The organism is Burkholderia sp. AU45274 (genome assembly GCF_030482505.1).
GTDB lineage: Bacteria > Pseudomonadota > Gammaproteobacteria > Burkholderiales > Burkholderiaceae > Burkholderia.
In genome coordinates, this window is sequence record NZ_JAUJQE010000006.1 from 12,332 (window position 1) to 37,271 (window position 24,940).

Consider the following 24,940-nt stretch of genomic DNA (forward strand, 5'->3'; position numbering starts at 1 on the left):
GGGCGCACAACTTCCTGAGGAGAATTGCCATGTCCAAGATTCGTACGATGCTGATCGGTGCCGCGTTGACGGCGTTCGCCACTTCGGCCGCATTTGCCCAGACGGGTACGGCGGTGCAGGGCGCAGCCGGTGCCGGCGTTCAGGCGCAGACGCCGGCGGCGGGCGCCGGTGCCGGCATGCAGGGCGGTGCGGGCGCGAATGCGTCGGGCAATGCGGCAGGCGGTGCAACCGATGCAGTCGGCGCGGCAGCCGATGGCGCGAAGGACTCGACGTCGTCGGCCGTCCACTCGGCCAAGAAGCATACGAAGCATGCCGCGAAGTCGGCCAAGAGCCATGTCGGCTCGGCCAAGGCGAAGGCCGGCGAAGCAACCGAAGGCGGTGCGTCGGTCGGCGCAGAGGGCGGTGCATCGGCCCAGGGCGCCACGCAGTAAGCGGTGCCAGGCGCCGCGCGACGCTCGCCCTCGACGACGCGTCGCGACGGCGGCCATCCGAAGGCCCGGTTCGCGTTGCGCGAACCGGGCCGCTTTCATTTGTCGATGGGTTCGGGCGCGCCGTTAGGGCCGCCGTTGGCTCTGCCCTTGGCCCGGCTGACCCTGCGCCGGCCGCGCGGCCGTCGGCGTGAATACGCTGCGCAACCATGCGGCGAGCCGGGCGAAGACGTCGTACGGTTCCTCGACGAAGATCTCCGGCTTCAGCAGCCGCAGGTATTCCATGATCTGCTGTGCTTCCTGCTTCTGGAACGAACCGTGCGCGAGCCCGAGCCGCAGCAGCCCGCGCAGTTCGCCGAGCTTGTCGCGCGCGGTGCTGCCTATGCTCATCTCGCACGCGAGCTTGGCCTCGTAGACCCGTTGTCGCAGCGATTCCGCGAGCCGCCACGCAGGCGTCTGCATCAGTTCCTCGAGCGTCTGGATGTCTTGCGCGGCTCCCTTGATCTGCGAGGCGAGCGGATCGATCAGCGACGGGTCGCCCTGCGCTTCGGCGACGATCGCTTTCGCCCAGTCACGGCAAGCCTTCGCGAGTTCGTCGGGGGTCCATTCGGAGCGCGACGCGAAGCCGAAGCCGAATTCGCCGGCCTGTCGCATCAGGATCGCGACGACGTCCGGAAATTCCTTGTCGAGCGTGCGTTTTGCCCACGCGTACTGGCCGCCCTGCAGCATCCGCTGCACCGCGTGTTCGGTCAGCGGCACCATGTTGTCGAGCAGCTTGGCGCGCAGGAAATCCTCGAACGACGGCGTCGCGAACTGCGGGTCGAGTTTCAGCGACACGCGGACGAACGCGTCGTAGTCCTTGCGCAGGGACTCGAGCGTGTCGTCCTTGAGGGAAAGGGTGATCTGGCCCATGAATCGTCTCGATGGCGGCCCGTGCCAGCCGGCGGCCGGCACGGCGCACCGGGACGGGCGCAGCGTCGACTGACCGGTGCGCGCCGAGGCCGGTGGCGGGTATTCATTCCCTATATCGGCGCGCCGGGCGGAAACTTGAGTACGAATGACCGAGTGTGTACTCAGGCGGGTAGCCAGTGGGGCAGCACGACCCCTTGCCAGAAAAAGAACACCGCGAGCCCCACCGCGATCGTCACGAGCGGGCGGCGGGTGGCGGCCGACACGAGCACGGCGGCGAGCGCGCCGACGAGCTGTGGATTGCGCCAGGTCAGCTCGGCCGTGCCGCCGTGCGGCGAGACGACCATCGGCACGATGATCGCGGTCAGCACGGTGACGGGCACGAAGCCGAGCGCGGTCCGCACGAGCGGCGGGAAGGTCAGCCGTTCGCCGAACAGGAACAGCGTCGAGCGGATCGCGTACGTGATGACGGCCATCCCGAGGATCAGCAGCGCGTAGCTCACGATGCGGCCTCCGTGCGCGAGCCGGCGCGCGTGCGTTCGTGCCGCAACGTGAGCGCGACGCCGACCGCGACGCCGGCGGCGACCGCGCCGAGCAGCCCGAGCTTGTACGGCCAGCCCTGCCAGAAGTACGCGAGCGTGCCGGCCGTCACGGCTGCCGCGAAATAGCGCAGCGTGCCGAGTTGGGGGACGACGATCGCGATGAAGGTCGCCGCCATCGCGAAATCGAGGCCAAGCGACTGCAGGCCCGGGAATGCCGCGCCGAAGCCGATGCCCGCGAGCGTCCAGACCTGCCAGTTCAGGTACATCGCGAGCCCCGAGCCGAAGAAGTAGTGGGGGCCGATCGCGCCCGGCGGGAAATGCCGGTAGTGCGCATAGGCGACCGCGAACACCTCGTCGGTCATCAGTGCGCCGAGCGTCGCGCGCCAGCGCAGCGGCAGGTGGGCGACATAGGGCGCGAGCGTCGCGCTGTACAGCAGGTGACGCAGGTTCACGATCAGCGTGGTCGCGAGCACGACGACGAAGCTCGCGCTGCCCGCGATCAGGCCGAGCGCGATGAACTGCGCGGAGCCCGCGAACACGGCGAGCGACATCAGTGCGCCATGCCAGGCGGCGAGCGGGCCGCCGCCCACGAGCGTGCCGAAAATCACGCCGAACGGCGCGGCGCCGATCATCATCGGGATCGTGTCGCGCGCACCGTCGAGCCATTCGTTCAATGGACGGCGGGCAGGCGATGCGGGTATCGGATTCAAAGGGTGCTCCTCCATGAACGGGAGGATAGCGGGCAGGGGGTGTGCCGGCTTGTATGTTCTTGCGCTTGCGGGGTCGGGCGGTATCGCGGTGGCGGGCGGGACGCTGCGCGTCAGCTCGCCTGCCAGCGCCCGGGCGGCACGCCGAACATGCGTTTGAAATGCCGGGTGAAGTGGCTTTGGTCGACGAAGCCGCTGGCCGCCGCGACGTCGGCGACGGGCACGCCCGCGCGCAGCGGCGCCAGCGCGCGCTGCAAGCGCAACTGGTTGCGCCACGCATGCGGCGGCATGCCGGTCGTGCGGGTGAACAGGCGCGCCGCGTGGAACGGCGACAGGCCGGCCGCCTGCGCGACTTCGTCGAGCGTCACCGTGCACACGAGGTCGGCGGCGAGCCGCTCGCGCATGACGTCGACGCGCGGTTCGTCCGCTGCGAGCGGCGCCGGTCGCGGCTGTGCGTCGGCATGGCGCACGATCAGCGTCGACAACGCATCGAGCATCGCCGTTTCGGCGGCGAGCGGATCGTAGGCGCGCGGTGCGCCGGTCGCCGGATCATGCGCCGGCTGCCCGTGTGCCTGCAACGGCAGTGCGCGCTCGCTGCCGGCCTCCATCATTCGGTGCGCGAGCGTGAGCCGGGCCGCAAGATCGGCGTCGCGAATCACGTCGGGCGCAAACCACGGCGCGTCCTGCGGGCGGCCGGCGATCGAACAGGTGAGTTCGCGGATGAATTCGACCGGCATGTAGCTGACGCGATAGCACCAGCCTTCATCGGCCGCGCGCGACCCCGTATGCACCTCACCGGGATTGATGACGGGCACGGAGCCGGTTTCGGCGACATAGCCGCTGCCGCGATAGGTGAAGCGCTCCGCTCCTTCGAGAATCACGGGGATCGTGTACGCGTCGTGCCAGTGGGGGGCGAACGCATGATCGCGATAGGTGGCCGTGAGGAGGTCCGCATCCGGCAGCAGCGGCGTGCGCCAGTAGCGTGCGGAGTCGGGAAGGCGGGTGGCGGACATGATCGGGCGCGGGAGCGGTCGAATCGACAGTGTATCGCTCGCGCGCCCGGCAGGCGCGGGCTTTACTTGACCGGAATCGTCGTGCCGGCCGGCATCGGTACCGCGGTGACGGCGTTCTTCGGGCTGCCGCTCACGATGCGGTCGCTGTAGGTCAGGTAGACGATCGTGTTGCGCTTGGTGTCGACCACGCGCACGACGTGCAGGGTCTTGAAGATGAACGACATGCGCTCGCTGAACACGTCGGTCTGCTGCTTGAGCGGCTCCTTGAAGCTGATCGGGCCGACCTGCCGGCATGCGATCGACGCCTCGCTCGGATCCTCGGCGACGCCGAGCGTGCCCTTGATCCCGCCGGTGCGGGCGCGTGACACGTAGCAGGTCACGCCGTTCACGATCGGATCGTCATACGCCTCGACGACCACGCGATCGGAGCCCGTGACGCGGAAATGGGTGTTGACGCTGCCGACTTCCTCCGCGTGCGCGAGCGGCGCCGCGGCGAACGCGGAAAGCAGGAGGGCGAAGGGGGCTAAGCGGAGGAGGCGGTGCTTCATCGATGGAACCGGATGCGAATGCGGGACAGAGACTCTAGCATGCGCGCGACCGGACGATGAAAGCCGAATGGCAGGCCGGAAAAACAAAAGGCCCGTCGAATGACGGGCCTTTCTCTATTTGGCTCCCCGACCTGGGCTCGAACCAGGGACCTACGGATTAACAGTCCGGCGCTCTACCGACTGAGCTATCGGGGAATAAATCGGTACATCTGCATGCGTGTTTGTCTACCAGCAAAAAGCCCGTCCACTTTCAACGGGCCTTTGCGTTTTTGGCTCCCCGACCTGGGCTCGAACCAGGGACCTACGGATTAACAGTCCGGCGCTCTACCGACTGAGCTATCGGGGAACAAACAACAACAGCAGAGAAACGGGATTATATGGAGCGTTGATCAGGTCGTCAACACTTTTGAGCCGCGGTGCACAAAAAAATTTCTGCGGCGGCTGCGCGATCAGCGCTCGAGCAGGTGCAGCTTGTCCTGCACGTCCTTCCACTCGTCCGCGTCGGCGGGTGCCGGCTTGGTCTTCGTGATCGACGGCCAGTCCTTCGCCAGCTCGGCGTTCAGCGCGGTGAACTGCTGCTGGTCGCCCGGAACGTCTTCTTCGGCATAGATCGCATTGGTCGGGCACTCGGCGACGCATACGGCGCAGTCGATGCACTCGTCCGGATCGATGGCGAGAAAGTTGGGACCTTCACGGAAGCAATCCACCGGGCACACATCCACGCAGTCCGTGTATTTGCACTTGATGCAGCCTTCGGTCACAACGTGAGTCATTAAAACGCTCCTGCTTGGCGGTATATATGGGGTGGCGTTTGCGCCAAAACCGGCATTGTAACTGAAGCGCAAAACCCGCATGGCGTGGTCGGCTATCCGGCTTATATCGTTTCGTGATTAGTTTATGGGCTCCCCAAAGGGGCGCTGAAGGGACGCACCAGCGGCAGTGCGTGCCCCATACGCCGGAACGGGCAGTGCGGCCGGAGCAGGGCGGCAGGCGGTTTCACGATGGTCGGGCCCGCATTCGGGTAACATGGCCGACAGACCGGGCGGCGCGCGGTGCGCCGGGGCCCGGTCACGATATTGGCGGTGCCGTCATCATGATCATCACTTCGCTGCTCGACACGGATCTCTACAAGTTCACGATGATGCAGGTCGTCCTGCATCACTTTCCCGCTGCAAGCGTCGAATACCGTTTCCGGTGCCGCACGCCCGGCGTCGATCTCGTGCCGTACATCGACGAGATCCGCGACGAGGTGCGCGGCCTGTGCGCGCTGCGTTTTTCCGACGTCGAACTCGACTACCTGCGGCGGATGCGCTTCATCAAGAGCGATTTCGTCGACTTCCTCGCGCTGTTCCACCTGAACGAGAAGTACATCTCGATCACGCCGTCGCCGAAGGGCAACGGTGAAATCGACATCGAGATCACGGGGCCGTGGCTGCACACGATCCTGTTCGAGATCCCGGTGCTCGCGATCGTCAACGAAGTGTATTTCCGCAATACCCAGCGCGAGCCCGACTATCGCGAAGGCCGCGAGCGGCTGCGCGAGAAGATCAAGCTGCTCGGTGCGAAGCCCGAATTCGCCGACTGCAAGATCGCCGACTACGGTACGCGCCGACGCTTCTCGAAGGTCTGGCACGAGGAGGTCGCGCTCACGCTGCGCGACGGCCTCGGCCCGCAGTTCGCGGGCACCAGCAACGTGCTGTATGCGATGAAGCACGGCATCACGCCGCTCGGCACGATGGCGCACGAGTACCTGCAGGCCTGCCAGGCGCTCGGCCCGCGGCTGCGCGATTCGCAGATCTACGGCTTCGAGATGTGGGCGAAGGAATATCGCGGCGACCTCGGGATCGCGCTGTCGGACGTCTACGGGATGGATGCATTCCTGAACGACTTCGACATGTACTTCTGCAAGCTGTTCGACGGCGCGCGCCACGATTCGGGCGATCCGTTCGAATGGGGCGAGCGGATGCTGCGTCATTACGAGATGAACCGTTGCGACCCGCGGACCAAGGTGCTCGTGTTCTCGGACGCACTCGACATCCCGAAGGTCATGCAGTTGTACGAACGTTTCCGCGGCCGCTGCAAGCTCGCGTTCGGCGTCGGCACGAACCTTACCAACGATCTCGGCTACGTGCCGCTGCAGATCGTGATCAAGATGGTCCGCTGCAACGGCCAGCCGGTCGCGAAGCTGTCGGATTCGCCGGGCAAGAGCATGTGCGACGACAAGGCGTATCTCGCGTACCTGCGCCAGGTGTTCGGCATCGCGCAGCCGGTCGAGGAAGACGCGTCGAAGTAAGCGTCGGCCGAACGGCCAAAACTGCGTGGCGGCGGGGTCGGCCGGTATAATCCGACGGTATCGCCCGCCAACGTCACGAGGACCGTTCATGGACACTTCCGCTGCCCGTCGCCAGATCCTCGCGCGCATTCGCGCGGCGCAGGGGCGTGCGGCCGAACCCGATGCGGCCGAGCGCGACGGCGTTGCCGATTATCTCGCCCGTCATCCGGAAGGCCCGCGCCCGCCGGCGCCGGCCGATCTCGTCGCTGCCTTCGTCGACGAAGCGGTACGCCTGTCGACGACGGTCGACGAAGTCGCGACGCTTGCCGACGTACCGGCCGCCGCGGCTCGCTACCTTTCCGCTCACGGCCTGCCGACGCAGGCCGTCGCGTGGCGCACGCTGGCCGATTTCGACTGGGCGGGCGCAGGCCTGTCGGTCGAATGCCGCAAGCCGCGCGACGGCGATCTGGTCGGCCTCACCGGCTGCTTTTGCGCGACGGCCGAAACGGGCTCGCTGGTGCTGCTGTCCGGCCCGGACACCTATGCGTCGGCCGGCCTGCTGCCGGAAACGCACATCGCGATCGTTCCCGCGTCGCGGATCGTCGCCGGTCATGAAGACGCCTTTGCGCTGATCCGCTCGGAGCGCGGCGAATTGCCGCGCGCGGTCAACTTCGTGTCGGGCCCGTCGCGCACGGGCGATATCGAGCAGACCATCGTACTGGGCGCGCACGGCCCGTACCGCGTGCACGTGATCGTCGTACGGGGCGCATGACGCGCCCGCTGCATCCACTACCACTCGAACAAGGAAGTTCTGCATGAAACGACATGCCGCCTGGGCGGGCATGGCGTCGGGGATCGCGCTTGGCGCCGTCCCCGCGCTTGCATCGGCCGCAACGCTCGACGGTGCCACGCTGTCCGCTCTCTGGGGCATCCCGTTCGCCGGGATCCTGTTGTCCATCGCACTGTTCCCGCTCGTCGCCCCCGTGTTCTGGCATCACCACTTCGGCAAGATCGCGGCCGGGTGGGCGGTCGTGTTCCTGGTCCCGTTCGCGTTCGCGTTCGGCGCGGGCACCGCGTTCGGCACGCTCGTGCATGCGCTGCTCGAGGAATACATCCCGTTCATCGTGCTGCTCACCGCGCTCTATACGGTCGCGGGCGGCATCTGCGTGAACGGCAACCTGCACGGCACGCCGAAGCTGAACACCGCGATCCTCGCGCTCGGCACGCTGCTCGCGAGCGTGATGGGCACGACGGGCGCCGCGATGCTGCTGATCCGGCCGCTGCTGCGCGCCAACGACAATCGCAAGCATGTCGTGCACGTCGTGATCTTCTTCATCTTCCTGGTCGCGAACGCGGGCGGCTCGCTGTCGCCGCTCGGCGATCCGCCGCTGTTCCTCGGTTTCCTGAATGGCGTGAGCTTCTTCTGGACGACCACGCACCTCGCACTGCCGATGCTGTTCATCTGCGTGGTGCTGCTGACGCTGTTCTTCGCGCTCGATACGTACTTCTACCGGAAGGGCGGCGAGGAGCGGCCCGCCGCACTCGACCCGACACCCGACAGTGCCCGGCTGTCGATCGACGGCAAGATCAATTTCGTGCTGCTCGCGGCCGTGATCGGCCTGGTGCTGATGAGCGGCATCTGGAAGCCGGGCATCACGTTCGACGTGTGGGGCACGCACGTCGCGCTGCAGAATCTCGTGCGCGACGTCGCGCTCGTGGGCGTGACGCTCGCCTCGCTCGCGCTGACGCCGCGTTCCGCGCGCGAGGGCAACGCGTTCAACTGGGCGCCGATCGAGGAAGTCGCGAAGCTGTTCGCGGGGATCTTCGTGACGATCGCGCCGGTGATCGTGATCCTGCGCGCCGGTGCCGACGGCGCATTCGCGCAGATCGTCCATCTCGTCACGGGGCCGGACGGCAAGCCGATCGACGCGATGTACTTCTGGGCGACCGGCATCCTGTCGTCGTTCCTCGACAATGCGCCGACCTATCTCGTGTTCTTCAACCTCGCGGGCGGTGATGCGCAGTCGCTGATGACGACCGGCGCGTCGACGCTGGCCGCGATTTCCGCAGGTGCGGTGTTCATGGGTGCGAACAGCTATATCGGCAACGCGCCGAACTTCATGGTGAAGGCGATCGCCGAATCGCGCGGCGTGAAGATGCCGAGCTTCTTCGCTTATCTCGGCTGGGCGCTGATCGTGCTGATACCGGTATTCCTGCTTACGTCGTGGATCTTCTTCACGGCGTAAGCTGACGATTTTCAACCTAGAGCGGGTGGTTCCAGTGGCGCACGGCGCGCAGCGATCCGCCCGCGGCATGCGGAGATGGCGATGCAGAAGATCCTGGTCGCGCGTCCGATCTTTCCGGACGTGATCGAGCGGCTCAAGCAGTATTTCGACGTCGACTGGAACAACGGCGACGCACTCGCGCCCGACGCGCTCGCCGCGCGTCTGGCCGACAAGGACGGCGCGCTGACGGCCGGCGATCCGGTCGGTGCGGCCGAGCTCGCGGCGGCGCCGCGCCTGCGCGTCGTGGCGAACATGGCGGTCGGCTACAACAATTTCGACATGGCCGCGTTCAACGCGGCGAACGTGCTCGGCACCAACACCCCCGACGTGCTGAACGAGTCGACCGCCGATTTCGGCTGGGCGCTGATGATGGCCGCGGCCCGCCGGATCGCCGAATCCGAGCACTGGCTGCGGGCCGGCCACTGGCAGAAGTGGGCGTACGACGGTTTCCTCGGCAGCGACATCTACGGCTCGACGCTCGGCGTCATCGGGATGGGGCGCATCGGCCAGGCGCTCGCGCGCCGCGCGCGCGGCTTCGGGATGCAGGTGATCTATCACAACCGGTCGCGGGTCGCGCCCGAGATCGAGGCCGAGCTCAATGCCGAATACGTGTCGAAGGACGCGTTGCTCGCCCGTGCCGATCACGTCGTGCTCGTGCTGCCGTATACGAAGGAGAACCATCACACGATCGGCGCGGCCGAACTCGCGAAGATGAAGCCCACCGCGACGCTGACCAACATCGCGCGCGGCGGGATCGTCGACGACGCGGCGCTGGCCGTCGCGCTGCGCGCCGGGACGATCGCCGCGGCCGGCCTCGACGTGTACGAAGGCGAGCCGACGGTCCATCCGGCACTGCTCGAGGTGCCGAACGTCGTGCTGACGCCGCATATCGCGAGTGCGACCGAAAAGACGCGCCGCGCGATGGCGAACCTCGCCGCCGACAACCTGATCGCGGCGCTGGGCGAGGGGCCGCGCGCAGGGCAACCGCCGAATCCGATCAACCCTGACGTGATCGGGAAGCCGCGCGCATGACGATGACGTTGTTGCTTGCGGCGGTCGTCGTGCTGGCCGTCGCGCTTGCGGTGGCGATCGTCGCGCTCGTGCGTGGCGGTGGCCGCCACGACGACGCGGCGATACTCGGCGACCAGATCGAGGACGCCGCGCATGCGCAGGCGCGCGCAGTCGAGCGGCTCGAGCGCGAATTGCGCGGCGAGATCGTCGAGAACGCGCGCGGTTCGCGCACCGAGCTGGCCGGCAGCTTCGCGCAGCTTCAGCAGACGCTCGCCGCGCAACTGACGAGCGTCGCGACCGTGCAGAACAACCAGATCGAGGGTTTTGCACAGCAGCTCGGCAAGCTCGTCGCCGGCAACGCGCAGCAGTTCGACGCGATGCGCGAGAGCGTGCAGCGGCAGGCGCAGCAGGCGCGCGAGGAGCAGACGGGCGCGCTCAGGCTGTTCGGCGACACGCTGAACCGGCAGCTCACGCAATTGACCGAAGCGAACGACCGCCGGATCGGCGAGGTGCGCGCGACGCTCGAACAGCGGCTGAAGGAAATCGAGACGAACAACGCGGCGAAGCTCGAGGAGATGCGCCGCACCGTCGACGAGAAACTGCACGCGACGCTCGAGCAGCGGCTCGGCGAATCGTTCAAGCTCGTGTCGGACCGGCTCGAGCAGGTGCATCGCGGGCTCGGCGAGATGCAGACGCTCGCGGCGGGCGTTGGCGACCTGAAGAAGGTGCTGACCAACGTGAAGACGCGCGGCACCTGGGGCGAAGTGCAGCTCGAGGCGCTGCTCGAACAGATGCTGACGCCCGAGCAGTACGCGAAGAACGTCGCGACGGTGCCGAAGAGCAGCGAGCGCGTCGAGTTCGCGATCCGGCTGCCGGGGCGCGAGGCCGGCACGAGCGACGCGTCGCCCGTGTGGCTGCCGATCGACGCGAAATTTCCGCGCGAGGACTACGAGCGGCTGATCGACGCGCAGGAGCGCGCCGATGCGGTGGCGGTGGAGGCGGCGGCCCGCGCGCTCGAGGCACGCGTGCGGCTGGAGGCGCGCACGATCGCCGAGAAGTATGTCGCGCCGCCGCACACGACCGATTTCGCGCTGCTGTTCCTGCCGACCGAGGGGCTCTATGCGGAGATCCTGCGCCGCCCGGGGCTGACCGACCTGCTGCAGCGCGACTATCGCGTGACGGTCGCCGGCCCGACGACGCTCACCGCATTGTTGAACAGCCTGCAGATGGGTTTCCGCACGCTCGCGATCGAGCAGCGGTCGAGCGAGGTGTGGCAGGTGCTCGGGGCGGTGAAGACGGAGTTCGGCAAGTTCGGCGACGTGCTCGCGCGCACGAAGTCGCAGCTCGAAACGGTCACGCGCTCGATCGAGGCCGCCGAGCAGCGCACCCGCGTGATGAACCGCAAGCTCAAGCAGGTCGAGGCGCTGCCGGGCGATACGGCGGCAGGGCTGCTGGGTGCGGAAGGGGCCGACGGTGCCGATGCGGACGACGCATGACGCACATGGCCGACATCGGCTGGAAAGCAAAAACGGGCGCCGCGGCGCCCGTTTTCTTTTGACGCGATGGCCGGCGTGGCCGGCTCGCGGTCAATGCCCGGCGAGCGTATCCAGTGCGTCGCCCGTGACGCGAACGATGCGCCAGTCGGGCAGCACGGTTGCGCCCATCTTTTCGTAGAAATCGATCGCCGGCTGGTTCCAGTCGAGGACCGACCATTCGAAGCGTCCGCAACGGCGCTCGACGGCCAAGGCAGCGAGGTGACGCAGCATCGCGGTGCCGAGGCCCGTGCCGCGCTGCGACGGCTGCACGTACAGGTCCTCGAGATAGAGGCCGCGACGGCCGAGGAACGTCGAATAATTGTGGAAGAACAGCGCATACGCGACGATCGCGCCGTCGTGCTCGGCCACCCTTGCCTCGGCGGCAGGCTGCTCGCCGAACAGCGCGTCGGCGAGATCGGCCTCGGTCGCGACGAACAGGTGCGCAAGTTTCTCGAACTCGGCCAGCTCGCGCATCAGCGCGAGGATCGCGCCGACGTCGCGTGCCTGGGCCGCGCGGATCAGCGGTGTGCCGCTCACGCTTCTTCCGGCGGGTCGGACAGCACGATCTCGATGCCGCCGAAGCGCGATGCGACCCAGTTGTACGCGTGGCATGCGATCCACAGCAGTACGAAGCCGAGGATGGCGTTCAGCAGCAGCGCGCTCAGGATCGTGCTCAGTTCGACCATCCCGTAGCGAACGTACGCGACGAGAATGCCGAGCAGCACGATCGGCACGCTGAACGTCAGGTAGACGAGGATCAGCGCTTTTGCGGTCTGCCCCGCGGCGATCGACGAAATTTGTTTCTTCATGTGCGGATTGCCCCCGTAGAGATATACCGATAGTGGAATTCAGATCAGGCCGTCGAGCGGCAGGATGTCGACCGGGGTGCCCGCGTCGACTGCCGCGGTATCGTGGCCCAGGACGATGAAACAGTTGGCGGCCGCGAGGCCGCTCAGCGACGCGGAACTCTGCGAGCCGGCCGGTGCGACGTGCCAGCGGCCGTCGGCGGCGCGCGTCGCGACGCCGCGCAGGTAGTCGGTGCGGCCCGGGCGCGTCTTCAGCGCTTGCGTGCTGAGTGCGGTATGCATCGCCGGCGGCTGGGCCTGCGCGCCGGCCAGCGTCAGCAGCGCGGGGCGCACGATCGCGTAGAACGTCACGGCAGACGCGACCGGGTTGCCGGGCAGGCCGAAGAACAGCGTGTGACCGGCGCCGTCGGCGGCGCGTGCGAGCGTGCCGCACGCGAGCGGCCGGCCGGGACGCAGCGCGAGGCTGGCGAACGTTACGTCGCCGAGCCGTGCCATGACGTCGCGCGTGAAGTCGGCTTCGCCGACCGATACGCCGCCCGACGTGATCACCGCATCGGCCTGCGCGGCGACCGCGCTGCGCAAGGCGGCTTCGAGCGCGGCCGGGTCGTCGCGGACGATCCCGAGATCGACCGCGTCGACATGCAGCCTTTCGAGCATCGCGATCAGCATCCCGCGGTTGCTGTCGTACAGGGCGCCGGGGCCGAGCGGCTCGCCGGGCTCGCGCAGTTCGTCGCCGGTGGAGAACACGGCGACGCGCACGCGCCGGCGCACCGCAACTTCGGGGAAACCGAACGACGCGAGCAGGCCGAGATCGGACGGCCGCAGGATGCGGCCTGCGGCAAGCGCGCACGCGCCGCGCGCGAGGTCCTCGCCGGCCTTGCGGCAGTTCGCGCCGCGCGCGATGTCGTGCGCGGCGAAGTGGATCGTGTCGCCGTCGACGCGCACGCGTTCCTGCGGAATCACCGTGTCGCAGCCGGCCGGCATCGGCGCGCCCGTCATGATGCGCACGCATGATCCCGCGGCCACGGCGCCGTCGAACGGATGGCCGGCGAGCGCGGTGCCGGCGATCGTCAGCGCGACCTCCGCTTGCGGCGATGCGTGCGTGTCCGTGCTGCCGTCGAACGCATAGCCGTCCATCGCCGAGTTGTCGTACGCGGGAATGTCGAACGGGGCGTTCACGTCGGCCGCGAGCACGCGGTCGAGTGCATCGCGCAGCGTCACCGTGTCACACGCGTCGACCGGCACCGCGAAGCGGCACGCGAGCGCCTGCGCGTCGGCGAGCGACAGCGGGGCATCGGAATCGGGTGCGGTTCGGGGGGCGGGCGAGGATTGCGTGATCATCAGTCGGACTGCGCCGCAAGGCGTATCGGGTTCGTGGCCGGTGGCGCGAGGAGGGTGCCTGGGCGCGGGTTGCGCGTGCGGCGGGCGGGAACCGCGCGGGTGCCGTCAGCGGCGGGCCAGCGCGGCGAGTTCCTGCCAGGAGTTGGCATTGTAAAACGCACGCTCGTCGTGAAACTCGACTTCGACCGTCTTGTGGCGTGCGTACCACGCACGCACCTTGCGGTCGCCGGCGGCGAGCCGGGCGGCGAGATCGTCGGCCAGCGACGTGCGCAGCAGCGCGAACGTCGGCTGCGGCGAGCGCACTTGTTGTGCATCGACGGTCACCGCCATGGCGATGTCGGCCTGCCGCGCGTCGAGCGCCGCTTGCAACCGTGCGACGAGGTCGGCCGGCAGATAGGGTGTATCGCATGGCGAACACGCGACGAGCGGCGCGCGTGCCGCCCGCATGCCGGCGAGCAGGCCCGCGAGCGGGCCGGGGAAGTCGGGTGTTTCGTCCGCGACGATGCGCGCGTCGAATGGCGCGCCGAGTTCGGCATAGCGATCGGCATGGCGATTCGCGCTGATCAGCGTCTCGTCGACCTGCGGCGAGAGCCGGCGCAGCACGTGCAGCGCGAGCGGCATGCCGTCGAGCAACTGCAGGCCCTTGTCGACGCCATCCATGCGTGTGGCGCGCCCGCCTGCGAGCAGCAGGCCGGCGATCGTGGGAGAGGCGGAAGCGGGCATGGTAAGAGGGCGGGATGGGCGGCGTGCGTCAGCCGCCGATATACGACATCTCGACCCGCTTGCCGGCGCCGTCGGGCACGGCGTCGGCCGATGCGCTGCCGCGCAGTTGCGAATAACGGTCGGTGCGGGCCTGCCAGATGCGGGCGATCGCGGTCGCGATCTCGGCGTCGCTCGCGCCGCCGCGCACGAGCGCGCGCAGATCGTGGCCGGTCGACGCGAACAGGCACAGGTACAGCTTGCCTTCGGTCGACAGCCGCGCGCGCGTGCAGTCGCCGCAGAAGGCCTGCGTGACGCTGGAAATCACGCCGATCTCGCCGCCGCCGTCCGCATAGCCCCAGCGCTGCGCGGTTTCGGCCGCCGTGTGCGGATCGAGCGGTACGAGCGGGAAGTGTTCGGCGATCCGGGCGATGACGTCGGCCGATGGCAGCACCTCGGTCATGTTCCAGCCGTTCGACGTGCCGACGTCCATGTATTCGATGAAGCGCAGGATCACGCCGGTACCGCGGAAACGCTCGGCCATCGGCAGGATCTCGCTGTCGTTGGTGCCGCGCTTCACGACCATGTTGACCTTGACCGGCGCGAGGCCCACGGCCTGGGCCGCGAAGATGCCGTCGAGCACGTCGGCGCTCGCGAACTCGGCGTCGTTCATGCGCTTGAACAACATATCGTCGAGTGCGTCGAGGCTGACCGTCACGCGCGTGAGCCCGGCGTCCTTCAGTGCGCGCGCCTTGCGTGCGAGCAACGAACCGTTGGTCGTGAGCGTCAGGTCGAGCGGGCGGCCGTCATGCGTGGTCAGGCGGGCGAGGCGCTCGATCAGGAATTCGAGATTCTTGCGCAGCAGCGGCTCGCCGCCCGTGATGCGGATCTTCTCGACGCCGTGTGCGACAAAGAGTCGCGCCACGCGTTCGATTTCCTCGTGCGTGAGCAGCGCGCTGTGCGGCAGGAACGGGTAGTCCTTGTCGAAGACGGCGCGCGGCATGCAGTACACGCAGCGGAAGTTGCAGCGATCCGTCACCGAAATGCGCAGGTCGCGCAGCGGCCTGGCGAACGTGTCGGCCAGCGTGCCGTCCGGGGCGTGCGCGACGCCGGAGACGTCCGGCATCCCGCTGACGTCGGCGAGAGGAATGATGCGTCGGGACATGTTGAAAGAAGTGCGAACCAGACCTCTATTTTAGCCGCAAGCGGCCGGTCGGTCCGGTGGGCGGAAACCCGCAGCGCGGACATGAAAAAGCCCGCCGGAGGCGGGCTTTTCCTGGTCGGACGATACGTCGATCAGTGATGCGTCGTTTCGACCTGCTGCATCGGGGCCGTATCGACCGGCGGCAGCGCCTTGCGTTCGCGCGGCACGCGAGCCGGACGCGGGAGGCGCGACGCGGCTTCCTGCGCAGCGGCGAACTTGCCGGCGTCCGTGTTCACCCAGACGAGACCAGCCTGCTCCAGCACGGTATCCAGGCTCGTCGAAGCGGGCGCGGCTGCCGGTTGGGCGGGGGCCGGAGTCGGTGCCGGTGCCGGTGCGGCGACGGCCTCGACCGGCGCGGCTTCGACATGGGCCGGCTCCGCAACCACCGGAGCGGCTTCGGTCGTCACGGCCGGTGCGGCTTGCTCGACGGGGGCCTGCTGAGGCGCCTCGACGGCGACGGGCGCTGCCGGCACTTCGAACGCGTCGGTCGGCGAAACCGCGACCGGAGCCGGACCGGCTTCCGTATCGACGGCCGGTGCGACCGGTACCGGTTCTGCTGCCTGGGCGACCACGGCTGCTTCGACCGGTGCTGCCTCGACGTGTACCGGTGCCGGCTGCGGCTCGACAGCGGCCGCTGCTGCCGGTTCGGCATGGTGCTCGACCACGGCTTCGGCGACGACGGCGCTTGCCGCGGCGGCTGCCACGACGACTGCCGGTGCGGCCGGGTGGGCCGGTTCGGCAGCAGCCGGTGCTTCCGGCGTCACGGCTTGCACCGTCACTTCGCCTTCTGCACCTTGCTCGGCGTGGTCGACGACTGCGCCGTCTTCCTCGCGCTCGCGACGACCGCCGCGGCGGCCGCGACGGCGACGGCGACGTTCCTCGCCATCACGCGCGCCGGCTTCCGCATCGGCTGCCAGCTCGGCGCCGGGCAGGGCTTCCGCGACGGCCTTGTCGGCTTCCGCGTCCGGATGGGTTTCGCCGCGGGTGACGGTTTCCAGCGTGGCCGCATGCTGAGTCGGCTTGCGGCGCTCGCGACGTTCCTGGCGCTCGCCACGACCCGCAGCTTCAACGCCTTCCGGCTGCTCGACACGCTCGCGCGGTTCACGCGGTTCGCGGTTCTCACGCGGTTCGCGCGGCTCACGGCTTTCACGCGGCTCGCGGCCTTCGCGCGGGCTGCGGCCCTCGCGACCTTCGCGGTTCTCGCGACCTTCACGCGGTTCACGACCCTCGCGCGGTTCGCGGCCTTCACGCGGCTCACGAGCCTCACGCGGTTCGCGCACTTCCTTGCCTTCGCGCTCCTGGCGTTGCGGCTGGCCACGGCCTGCCGCGACCTGGTCGCGGCCGCCTTGCGCCTGCTGGGCGCCGCCGCGACGGTTGCGGTTGCGATCGCCACCGCGTTCGCCGCGTTGCTCGGACTTCTCGGCGCGTTCGCCGCGAGCCGGACGGGCTGCCTGCTCCTTCGCCGGGGCCGGAGCAACCGGTGCGGGTGCGGGCGCCGGCGATACGCCGAACAGACCCTTCAGCCAGCCGATGAAGCCGCCGGTTGCCGGCGCGACAGGCGCGGGCGCTGCAACGGGTTCGACCGGGCGCTGCGGTGCCGGGCTCGGGGCCGGACGCTCGGGCGTGATGCCCTTGACCGCGGCTTCCTGCTTCGGCTTCACTTCCGCCGCGCGCTTGCTGTAGCCAGTTTCCGACTCGAGTTCGCGGGCGGCTTCCTCGGCCATCTTCCAGGACGCGCGCGGGTCGTCGAGACGGGCGTCGTCGTGGCGCAGGCGCTCGAGCTTGTAGTGCGGCGTATCGAGGTGCTTGTTCGGGATCAGCACGATGCCGACCTTGAAGCGCGACTCGATCTTGTTGATTTCCTGACGCTTTTCGTTGAGCAGGAAGGCGGTCACCTCGACCGGCACCTGGCAGTGGATCGCCGCGGTGTTTTCCTTCATCGCTTCTTCCTGAATGATCCGCAGGACCTGCAGCGCGGACGATTCGGTATCGCGGATGTGACCGGTGCCGTTACAACGCGGGCAGGTCACGTGGCTGCCTTCCGACAGGGCCGGACGCAGGCGCTGGCGCGACAGTTCCATCAGGCCGAAGCGGGAGATCTTGCCCATCTGGACGCGCGCGCGGTCATGCTTGAGCGCGTCTTTCAGGCGCTGCTCGACTTCGCGCTGGCTCTTCGCCGATTCCATGTCGATGAAATCGATCACGATCAGGCCGCCGAGGTCACGCAGGCGGAGCTGGCGGGCGACTTCGTCGGCCGCTTCGAGGTTCGTGCGGGTCGCCGTTTCCTCGATGTCCGCGCCCTTGGTCGCACGCGCCGAGTTCACGTCGATCGCGACGAGCGCTTCGGTGTGGTCGATCACGATCGCGCCACCCGACGGCAGCGGTACCGTGCGCGAATACGCGGTTTCGATCTGGTGTTCGATCTGGAAGCGGGAGAACAGCGGCACGTCGTCGTGGTAGCGCTTCACCTTCGCGACGTTGTCCGGCATCACGATGTCCATGAAGGCGCGGGCCTGATCGTGGATTTCGTTCGTATCGATCAGGATTTCGCCGATATCGGGCTGGAAATAGTCCCGGATCGCGCGGATCACGAGGCTCGATTCCAGATAGATCAGCATCGGCTGGCCGGGGTTGCCGCTTTGCGACGCCGCTTCGATCGCGCGCCACAGTTGCAGCAGGTAGTTCAGGTCCCACTGCAGTTCCTCGGCGCTGCGGCCGATGCCCGCGGTACGGGCGATCATGCTCATGCCGTCCGGGATCAGCAGTTGCGCCATCGTCTCGCGCAGTTCCTGACGCTCGTCGCCTTCGATCCGGCGCGACACGCCGCCGCCGCGCGGATTGTTCGGCATCAGCACCAGGTAGCGGCCGGCGAGCGAGATGAACGTGGTGAGGGCGGCGCCCTTGTTGCCGCGCTCTTCCTTCTCGACCTGGACGATCAGTTCCTGGCCTTCACGCAGGGCATCCTGGATGCGCGCGGAGCGCATGTCGATGCCTTCCTTGAAGTACTGGCGGGCGACTTCCTTGAACGGCAGGAAGCCGTGGCGGTCCTCGCCGTAGTTGACGAAGCACGCTTCGAGCGACGGCTCGATACGGGTGATGACACCTTTATAGATATTGCCTTTGCGCTGTTCGCGCCCGGCTGTCTCGATGTCGATGTCGATGAGCTTTTGCCCATCGACGATGGCGACGCGCAGCTCCTCCTGCTGCGTCGCATTGAACAGCATGCGTTTCATGAACGACTCCAGGCGGCTCTGCTGGCGGCGCCTCGCGGTTGTCAGTCGCGAGGGCGGGAACGACGGCAGGCCGCACCTTGTTGTGTTGTCACGAGCACGCTGGAGCGGGAACGATGGCGGGGAGAATTGCCTGAAGAGGCGCTTGGGCCCGAAAGACGGGGCCGGCGGCCATAGGGCACCTGCGAACACGGCTTCAAAGCACGGCGTCCACACACCGCACGCTGTCAAAGCGCGCTAAGCCTGAGGCCGGGCACTGCCGCGGGGCGCGTCGCCATGCGACGCGCGTGCCAACGGGCGGCAGATGCTGCGGCTCGGGCCGCAGCGGGGAGTATCGAATCCAGCCCGACTTTCCCGCCTGGGGTGTACTTCCCTGGTTTGACGTCGCCAGGCCCCGCACGCTTCGCGGAGCCAAATCGGGCGCAACGCCGTAATTTTCGCAACCGGCAGCCTGCGCGGACGCACTTCGCGCCGTCGGGCTGCCGATCAAATTCTTTTCAACCAACTTTCCGTTACCGCGGCGCCTTGCCGACCGAATCCGCCTGTGGGCGCGATCCTTGCCGACGGGCGGCGCCGTGCGTGCAACTTGCTGCATCTCTTTGATTAGGGGCGAGCAGCAGACCCCCGGCGCAAGTAAAATAACGGTTTGCGCTTGCGCCTTGCCCGGTTGGTCCGGGCCGGCCGGTGAGGCCGCCCGCAACGTCAGGCTGGGCAAAATTATATTCAGTATGAACGAGTTAGGCAAAATATCCCAGAATTCGGTCGCAAGCGGCCAGGTATCGATGATCGAGATCGATGAAAACTCGGCCGGTCAGCGTATCGACAACTTCCTGTTGCGCGTCTGTAAAGGCGTGCCGAAAAGCCATATTTACCGGATCCTGCGCAGCGGCGAAGTGCGCGTGAACAAGGGTCGGGTCGATGCGCAGTACCGGCTCGCGTTCGGCGACATCGTCCGCGTGCCGCCCGTGCGCGTGGCCGCCGCCGACCTCGCGCGTGCCGAAGCCACCATCGTGCCGCCCGCGCACTTCGACGTGCTGTTCGAGGACGACGCGATGCTCGTCATCAACAAGCCGGCCGGGGTGGCGGTCCACGGCGGCAGCGGCGTCGCGTTCGGCGTGATCGAGCAGATGCGCCAGGCGCGCCCGCGCGCGAAATTCCTCGAACTCGTGCACCGGCTCGACCGCGAGACGTCCGGGATCCTGATGCTCGCGAAGAAGCGTACGGCGCTGGTGGGCCTGCACGAACAGATTCGCGAGAACAGGATGGACAAGCGCTACTTCGCGTGCGTCCACGGTGAATGGCAGTCCGACTGGGGGCGTCGCCGCGCGGTGAAGGCGCCGCTGTTCAAGTATTCGACCCCGGAAGGGGAGCGCCGCGTGCGGGTGCAGGACGACGGGCTGCCGTCGCATACGGTGTTCAACCTCGTCGACCTGTGGCCCGAGTACGCGCTTCTCGAGGCGGAACTCAAAACGGGTCGGACCCATCAGATCCGTGTGCACCTCGCGCATCTCGGCCTGCCGATCGCCGGCGACGCCAAGTACGGCGATTTCGCACTGAACAAGGCGCTGGCGCGCGCGAATGCGCAGCCGTCGTTGAAACGGATGTTCCTGCATGCGTACCGGCTGCGCCTCGCCCACCCGCTGACCGGCGAGGCACTGCAGTTCGATGCGCCGCTGCCGGACGAATGCCGGCGCTTCCTCGATCAACTCAGCGCACTGCGCGATACCGCCTGAACTGCATGGCTCGACAGCAATTTGACCTGATCGTATTCGACTGGGACGGCACGCTGATGGATTCGACTGCGCACATCGCGCACAGCATCCAGGCCGCATGCCGCGATCTCGGCTTGCCCACGCCGTCCGACGAGGCGTCACGCTACGTGATCGGCCTCGGCTTGCGCGATGCGCTGCAGATTACGGCTCCGACCCTCGATCCGTCCGACTATTCGCGGCTCGCCGAGCGCTACCGCTATCACTATCTGCTCGACGACCAGCGCATCGAGTTGTTCGCCGGCGTGCGCGAACTGCTGGCCGAGTTGCGCGACACGGGCTATCTGCTCGCCGTTGCAACCGGCAAGGGTCGGGTCGGGTTGAACCGCGTGCTCGACCAGTCGAAGCTGACGAGCCTGTTCGATGCGACGCGCTGCGCCGACGAAACCTTCTCGAAACCGCATCCGGCGATGCTGCACGAACTGTCCCGGGAATTGGGGCAGGACCTGTCGCGCACCGTGATGATCGGCGACACGACCCACGACCTGCAGATGGCCGCGAGTGCCGGGGCCGCCGGCGTCGGCGTCGCGTACGGCGCGCACACGGCCGACGCACTGGCCGCGCTCGCGCCGCGCTTCGTCGCGCCGGACGTCGGCGCGCTGGCCGCGTGGCTGCGGGAGCACGCATGAGCGCGGCGCCGGACGCCGTGCGCGTGTGCGCATCGGATGCGCTGGCCGACGGCGGCGCCGGCGTGCGCGTCGATGCGACGCTGCGCGGCGAGCAGGCCGTCGTGTTCTTCGTGCGCTACGAGGGCCACGCATACGGCTACCTGAATCGCTGCGCGCATGTGCCGATGGAGCTCGACTGGGCCGAAGGGCAGTTCTTCGAATCGTCGGGCCTCTACCTGATGTGCGCGACGCATGGCGCGATCTACGAGCCGAACACCGGCAAGTGCGTCGGCGGCCCGTGCCGCGGCGGCCGCCTGCGGCCGGTCGAGGTCGACGAGCGCGACACGTCCGACGGGCGTGCGGTATTCTGGGTGCCCGACGCCGACCTGCGTCCCGCTGTTCCCGCCACGACCGACTAACGACAACCCTGCATGGCCGACCAACCGAATTCCCCTGATTCCTCCCCCCGTTCCGATAGCCGTGAACCGAACTGGGAGCGTGCGGCGCTCGAGCGGATCGCGCTCGCGGCCGTCAAGGAGCAGCGCGCGGCGCGGCGCTGGAAGATCTTCTTCCGCTTCGCGTTCCTCGCCGTATTCGTGCTGTTCGCGTTCGCGCTGATCGATTTCTCGAGCGATTCGAAGTTCTCGTCGAGCGGGCGGCATACGGCGCTCGTGACGATCGACGGCGAGATCGCGGCCGGCGTCAACGCAAATGCCGAGGACATCAACACGGCGCTCGACGCCGCGTTCGACGACGACGGCACGGCCGGTGTCGTGCTGCGGATCAACAGCCCGGGCGGCAGCCCGGTGCAGGCGGGGATGGTCTACGACGAGATCCGCCGGCTGCGCGCGAAGCATCCGGACAAGCCGTTGTATGTCGTCGTGACCGACATGTGCGCATCGGGCGGCTATTACATCGCGTCCGCGGCCGACAAGATCTTCGTCGACAAGGCGAGCATCGTCGGGTCGATCGGCGTGCTGATGGACGGGTTCGGCTTTACCGGGCTGATGGGCAAGCTCGGCGTCGAGCGGCGCCTGCATACGTCGGGTGAAAACAAGGGCTTCTACGACCCGTTCTCGCCGGAAACGCCGAAGATGGACGCGCATGCGCAGGCATTGCTCGACCAGGTGCACGCGCAGTTCATCAAGGCCGTGAAGGATGGCCGCGGCAAGCGGCTGCACGAGACACCCGACATGTTCTCGGGACTGTTCTGGACCGGCGAGAAGAGCGTCGAGCTCGGGCTGGCGGACGGTTACGGCACGACCGACACGGTCGCGCGCGACGTGCTGAAGGCGCCGGATCTTGTCGACTATACGGTGAAGGAAAGCCTGACGAACCGCGTCGCGCGCAAGTTCGGTGCGGCCGTCGGCGGCGCCGCGATGAAGGCGCTGACGGCCGGCGGCGCGTCGGTCAGCCTGCGCTGACCGGAGGCGGGCGGGCCGCGATGCCCCGCCGTTCACCTGGCGGAGCGCCTGCCGCGTTCAGTTCGCCAGCAGCAGGAAGATCGCAGGGCGCTTGTGCAGATTCGGCGCAGGCGCCTTTTTCCAGTCCGCGACGGTACGACTCGCGATCGTCTCGGTCGCGAGGGTCAGGTCGGCCGCGACGCAGATCTGCGTCGACGGCGCGCAGGTCGCGACGAGCGTGTCGAGCATCGCCTGATTCCGGTACGGCGTTTCGATGAAGATCTGCGTCTGGCGCGCCTTGCGTGACAGTTGTTCGAGTTCGCGCAGGCGTTTCGCGCGCGCGGCCGCGTCGACCGGCAGGTAGCCGTTGAATGCGAAGCTCTGGCCATTCAGGCCCGATGCCATCAGGGCGAGCAGGATCGAACTCGGCCCGACGAGCGGCACCACCTTCACGCCGCGCTCGTGCGCGCGGCGCACCAGCAACGCACCGGGGTCGGCGACGGCCGGGCAGCCGGCTTCGGACACGAGGCCGGCGTCCGCACCGGCCAGTACGGGCGCGAGCAGCCGGTCGATGGCGCCGGCCGGCGTGTTGACGTTCAGTTCACTGATCTCGATTTCCTGGATCGGGCGCGTCGTGCCGATCTTCTTCAGAAATGCACGCGTCGTCTTCGCGTTCTCGCCGATGTAATAGCCGAGCGTGCCGGCGCGCGCCTGCACGGCCGCGGGCAGGACGGCCGCGAGCATCGATTCGTCGCCTTCGCCGAGCGTGTTCGGGACGAGGTAAAGCGTGCCGGCGGTCATGCGCGGTCTCCACGGGTGGTTGCAAACAACGGATAGTCGGCGGCGCGCAGCATGCGCGTGAGCGCGATCAGCGGCAGGCCGACGAGCGCGGTCGGGTCATTCGAGTCGATCGCGTCGAGCAGCGCGATGCCGAGCCCTTCGGACTTCGCGCTGCCGGCGACGTCGTACGGCGTTTCGGCGCGCAGGTACGCATCGAGTTCGGCCTCGGGCAGCGAGCGGAAGCGGACGTGCGTGACGATGTCCTCGACCTGCGCTTCACCCGTCCGGCTGTCGTACAGGCACAGCGCGCTGTGGAATTCGACTTCGCGGCCCTGCATCGACACGAGTTGCGCGAGCGCGCGCTCATGGGTGCCGGGCTTGCCGATCTGGAGCCCGTCGAAGGTCGCGACCTGATCCGACCCGATCACGAGCACGCCGTCGGGCGCGTCGATCGTCGCGGCGACGGCGCGCGCTTTCGCGCCGGCGAGCCGCAGGGCGGTCGCGGCCGGCGTTTCGCCGTCGTGCGGGGTTTCGTCGAGGTCGGGCGACACGACGTCGAAGGGGATGCCGAGGCGCTCGAGGAGCGCGCGGCGGTAGCGTGAACTGGAGGCAAGAATCAGCCGCGGCGGGCGGCAAACGGTATCCGGCATGGTCGGTTGGATCGGTGAGTCGTCAGGTGTTGTGCGGCGTTGCGCGGACGCAAGCTTAAGTGATTGACCGCAAAAGGTAAAACAGGTATGCTTTCCCGCTTTTCGTCGGCAGGCTTCCGTGTGGTGGCGCCTGCCGGGTCTTCGGAAGTAAAGTACGTCATCCGTGGATGAGCCGTACGCGAGCGGTACCAAGCCGGATTCGCAAGTCAGCCTGTAGGCAGGAGCGCACATGAATACTTCTTCTGGCAAACCGGCTGCGGCGCTTGATCCGCATGCAATCGACCTGTTCGAGTTCGCCCGCAGCGGGCGGCAGGCATCTGGTGCGGTGCGCCTCTCGCAACTGCCGCGCATGTTAAACGAAGTGCCCGCGGACGCGCCAGATCGCGACACGGTCTTCACATGGCAGGCGGAAGGGTTCACCCAGAAGGAATTGCAGGACGACGGCGCCGACGGGCAGCAGCCGTATCTGCGACTTGCGGTGCACGGCCATGCGTGGCTCACGTGCCAGCGCTGCATGGCCCCGTACGACCAGGCGTTCGACGTCGACATGACGTACCGGATCGTCGCGACCGAAGAAGAAGCTGAAGAATTTCCGCTCGACGACGATGAAGCCGATGTGATCGTGGGCTCACGCCAGTTCGATCTCGTCGACTTGATCGAAGAGGAATTACTGCTTTCGTTGCCGCTCGTGCCCAAGCACGAGGTTTGCCCGGCAGTTCACGAAAGCCTCGTGTCGGGTGCGAGCGGTCCCGCGGAAGCGGCGGACGAAGAGTCCGACGAAACCGGGGACGAAGGCAAACGGCCGAATCCGTTCGCAGCGCTGCAAGCGCTGAAGAAGGACGGTGACGGCACCAAGAAACACTAAGCAGTTGTGGCGCGGGAAGGCGTAAAGGCTTTGGGCCAGGGTAGTTAAGCGCCGGATCGGGCTGTGTTAGAATCCGGAAAATTATTTAGGAGTTAGTCATGGCAGTCCAGCAAAACAAGAAGTCGCCGTCGAAGCGCGGCATGCATCGTTCGCACGATTTCCTGACGGCAGCGCCGCTGGCAGTCGAGCCGAGCACGGGTGAAGTGCATCTGCGTCACCACGTCAGCCCGAACGGCTACTACCGCGGCAAGAAAGTCGTCAAGACGAAGAACGACTAAGCGTCAAGTCACGCGTTGCGCGCTACGCTTGCCGTTCGCGTGACAACTGGTTCGCTT

26 protein-coding genes and 2 tRNA genes are annotated in these 24,940 nt (G+C 67.6%); 12 read left to right on the plus strand and 16 right to left on the minus strand.

Annotated elements, in window-relative coordinates:
* The first annotated feature begins 29 nt into the window (after nt 1–29).
* On the plus strand, nt 30–431 hold the full coding sequence (locus QZM35_RS21935) for a hypothetical protein (protein WP_089424826.1): 402 nt from the start codon (nt 30–32) through the stop codon (nt 429–431).
* Nucleotides 432–554: 123 nt separating this feature from the next.
* Here QZM35_RS21935 and QZM35_RS21940 read toward each other — a convergent pair whose 3' ends face one another.
* The 8 genes from QZM35_RS21940 to fdxA form a co-directional block, all read right to left on the minus strand.
* Nucleotides 555–1,340, minus strand: a complete 786-nt coding sequence (locus tag QZM35_RS21940; RefSeq protein WP_089424827.1) for a DUF4088 family protein — start codon at nt 1,338–1,340, stop codon at nt 555–557.
* A 161-nt stretch (nt 1,341–1,501) separates the two neighbouring features.
* Complete coding sequence (locus QZM35_RS21945) at nt 1,502–1,840, minus strand: AzlD domain-containing protein (RefSeq protein ID WP_089424828.1); 339 nt, start codon at nt 1,838–1,840, stop codon at nt 1,502–1,504.
* Nucleotides 1,837–2,604: an AzlC family ABC transporter permease gene (locus QZM35_RS21950; protein ID WP_089424829.1), complete on the minus strand. Its 768-nt coding sequence runs from the start codon at nt 2,602–2,604 to the stop codon at nt 1,837–1,839. Before QZM35_RS21950 ends, QZM35_RS21945 begins: the two co-directional genes overlap by 4 nt.
* A 95-nt stretch (nt 2,605–2,699) precedes the next feature.
* Nucleotides 2,700–3,599, minus strand: coding sequence for an AraC family transcriptional regulator (locus QZM35_RS21955; protein WP_089424830.1), 900 nt, complete (start codon nt 3,597–3,599; stop codon nt 2,700–2,702).
* Nucleotides 3,600–3,661: 62 nt separating this feature from the next.
* The gene (locus tag QZM35_RS21960; protein ID WP_089424831.1) at nt 3,662–4,147 is read right to left on the minus strand and encodes a CreA family protein; all 486 of its coding nucleotides are present in this window, start codon (nt 4,145–4,147) and stop codon (nt 3,662–3,664) included.
* 119 nt (nt 4,148–4,266) lie between these two features.
* Nucleotides 4,267–4,342: transfer RNA gene (locus QZM35_RS21965), tRNA-Asn, on the minus strand.
* Between the two features lie 75 nt (nt 4,343–4,417).
* Nucleotides 4,418–4,493, minus strand: a tRNA-Asn gene (locus QZM35_RS21970).
* A 103-nt stretch (nt 4,494–4,596) separates the two neighbouring features.
* Nucleotides 4,597–4,920 (minus strand): ferredoxin FdxA, encoded by a 324-nt coding sequence (gene fdxA, locus QZM35_RS21975; protein WP_011351384.1) that lies wholly within the window; start codon nt 4,918–4,920, stop codon nt 4,597–4,599.
* A gap of 320 nt (nt 4,921–5,240) precedes the next feature.
* Here fdxA and pncB point away from each other — a divergent pair, with 320 nt between their 5' ends.
* The 5 genes from pncB to rmuC all read left to right on the plus strand — a co-directional run bounded on the left by pncB (nt 5,241) and on the right by rmuC (nt 11,211).
* Nucleotides 5,241–6,440: a nicotinate phosphoribosyltransferase gene (pncB, locus tag QZM35_RS21980; protein WP_089424832.1), complete on the plus strand. Its 1,200-nt coding sequence runs from the start codon at nt 5,241–5,243 to the stop codon at nt 6,438–6,440.
* A gap of 88 nt (nt 6,441–6,528) precedes the next feature.
* Nucleotides 6,529–7,191 (plus strand): lactate utilization protein C, encoded by a 663-nt coding sequence (locus tag QZM35_RS21985; protein ID WP_089424833.1) that lies wholly within the window; start codon nt 6,529–6,531, stop codon nt 7,189–7,191.
* Between the two features lie 43 nt (nt 7,192–7,234).
* Nucleotides 7,235–8,665 (plus strand): sodium:proton antiporter, encoded by a 1,431-nt coding sequence (locus QZM35_RS21990; protein ID WP_089424834.1) that lies wholly within the window; start codon nt 7,235–7,237, stop codon nt 8,663–8,665.
* Between the two features lie 81 nt (nt 8,666–8,746).
* Entirely contained in the window at nt 8,747–9,736 is a 990-nt protein-coding gene (locus QZM35_RS21995) for a D-glycerate dehydrogenase (protein WP_089425869.1), read from the plus strand.
* Complete coding sequence (rmuC, locus tag QZM35_RS22000) at nt 9,733–11,211, plus strand: DNA recombination protein RmuC (RefSeq protein ID WP_301776763.1); 1,479 nt, start codon at nt 9,733–9,735, stop codon at nt 11,209–11,211. The genes QZM35_RS21995 and rmuC overlap by 4 nt, the downstream gene beginning before the upstream one ends.
* A 90-nt stretch (nt 11,212–11,301) precedes the next feature.
* Here rmuC and QZM35_RS22005 read toward each other — a convergent pair whose 3' ends face one another.
* The 6 genes from QZM35_RS22005 to QZM35_RS22030 form a co-directional block, all read right to left on the minus strand.
* Nucleotides 11,302–11,787 carry a GNAT family N-acetyltransferase gene (locus tag QZM35_RS22005; RefSeq protein ID WP_089424836.1) on the minus strand — a complete coding sequence of 162 codons (486 nt, stop codon included), beginning with the start codon at nt 11,785–11,787 and terminating at the stop codon, nt 11,302–11,304.
* Complete coding sequence (locus QZM35_RS22010; protein WP_006401288.1) at nt 11,784–12,059, minus strand: hypothetical protein; 276 nt, start codon at nt 12,057–12,059, stop codon at nt 11,784–11,786. The genes QZM35_RS22005 and QZM35_RS22010 overlap by 4 nt, the downstream gene beginning before the upstream one ends.
* A 39-nt stretch (nt 12,060–12,098) precedes the next feature.
* Nucleotides 12,099–13,397: a gephyrin-like molybdotransferase Glp gene (glp, locus tag QZM35_RS22015; RefSeq protein WP_301776764.1), complete on the minus strand. Its 1,299-nt coding sequence runs from the start codon at nt 13,395–13,397 to the stop codon at nt 12,099–12,101.
* A gap of 105 nt (nt 13,398–13,502) precedes the next feature.
* A complete protein-coding gene (gene mobA, locus QZM35_RS22020; protein ID WP_089430780.1) occupies nt 13,503–14,120 on the minus strand; it encodes a molybdenum cofactor guanylyltransferase MobA in 618 nt (205 codons plus the stop codon).
* A gap of 28 nt (nt 14,121–14,148) precedes the next feature.
* On the minus strand, nt 14,149–15,261 hold the full coding sequence (moaA, locus tag QZM35_RS22025) for a GTP 3',8-cyclase MoaA (RefSeq protein WP_301776765.1): 1,113 nt from the start codon (nt 15,259–15,261) through the stop codon (nt 14,149–14,151).
* 131 nt (nt 15,262–15,392) lie between these two features.
* Entirely contained in the window at nt 15,393–18,533 is a 3,141-nt protein-coding gene (locus tag QZM35_RS22030) for an Rne/Rng family ribonuclease (protein ID WP_301776766.1), read from the minus strand.
* A 725-nt stretch (nt 18,534–19,258) separates the two neighbouring features.
* Here QZM35_RS22030 and QZM35_RS22035 point away from each other — a divergent pair.
* From QZM35_RS22035 to QZM35_RS22050, 4 genes are read left to right on the plus strand one after another with little or no spacing between them, the layout of a single operon-like run.
* A complete protein-coding gene (locus tag QZM35_RS22035; protein WP_089424841.1) occupies nt 19,259–20,263 on the plus strand; it encodes an RluA family pseudouridine synthase in 1,005 nt (334 codons plus the stop codon).
* 5 nt (nt 20,264–20,268) lie between these two features.
* A complete protein-coding gene (locus QZM35_RS22040) occupies nt 20,269–20,928 on the plus strand; it encodes an HAD-IA family hydrolase (protein WP_043181953.1) in 660 nt (219 codons plus the stop codon).
* The gene (locus QZM35_RS22045) at nt 20,925–21,326 is read left to right on the plus strand and encodes a Rieske 2Fe-2S domain-containing protein (RefSeq protein WP_089424842.1); all 402 of its coding nucleotides are present in this window, start codon (nt 20,925–20,927) and stop codon (nt 21,324–21,326) included. The genes QZM35_RS22040 and QZM35_RS22045 overlap by 4 nt, the downstream gene beginning before the upstream one ends.
* Nucleotides 21,327–21,338: 12 nt before the next feature.
* On the plus strand, nt 21,339–22,331 hold the full coding sequence (locus QZM35_RS22050; RefSeq protein ID WP_089424843.1) for a S49 family peptidase: 993 nt from the start codon (nt 21,339–21,341) through the stop codon (nt 22,329–22,331).
* 57 nt (nt 22,332–22,388) lie between these two features.
* On the opposite strand, the gene QZM35_RS22055 is transcribed toward QZM35_RS22050, so the two are convergent.
* Nucleotides 22,389–23,111, minus strand: coding sequence for an SAM-dependent methyltransferase (locus QZM35_RS22055; RefSeq protein ID WP_089424844.1), 723 nt, complete (start codon nt 23,109–23,111; stop codon nt 22,389–22,391).
* A complete protein-coding gene (locus tag QZM35_RS22060) occupies nt 23,108–23,740 on the minus strand; it encodes a Maf-like protein (RefSeq protein WP_089424845.1) in 633 nt (210 codons plus the stop codon). The genes QZM35_RS22055 and QZM35_RS22060 overlap by 4 nt, the downstream gene beginning before the upstream one ends.
* A 229-nt stretch (nt 23,741–23,969) precedes the next feature.
* On the opposite strand from QZM35_RS22060, the gene QZM35_RS22065 reads away from it, so the two are divergent.
* Both QZM35_RS22065 and rpmF read left to right on the plus strand, forming a co-directional pair.
* Nucleotides 23,970–24,605: a DUF177 domain-containing protein gene (locus tag QZM35_RS22065; RefSeq protein ID WP_301776767.1), complete on the plus strand. Its 636-nt coding sequence runs from the start codon at nt 23,970–23,972 to the stop codon at nt 24,603–24,605.
* Nucleotides 24,606–24,703: 98 nt separating this feature from the next.
* On the plus strand, nt 24,704–24,883 hold the full coding sequence (gene rpmF, locus QZM35_RS22070; RefSeq protein ID WP_006051932.1) for a 50S ribosomal protein L32: 180 nt from the start codon (nt 24,704–24,706) through the stop codon (nt 24,881–24,883).
* Nucleotides 24,884–24,940 lie beyond the last annotated feature (57 nt).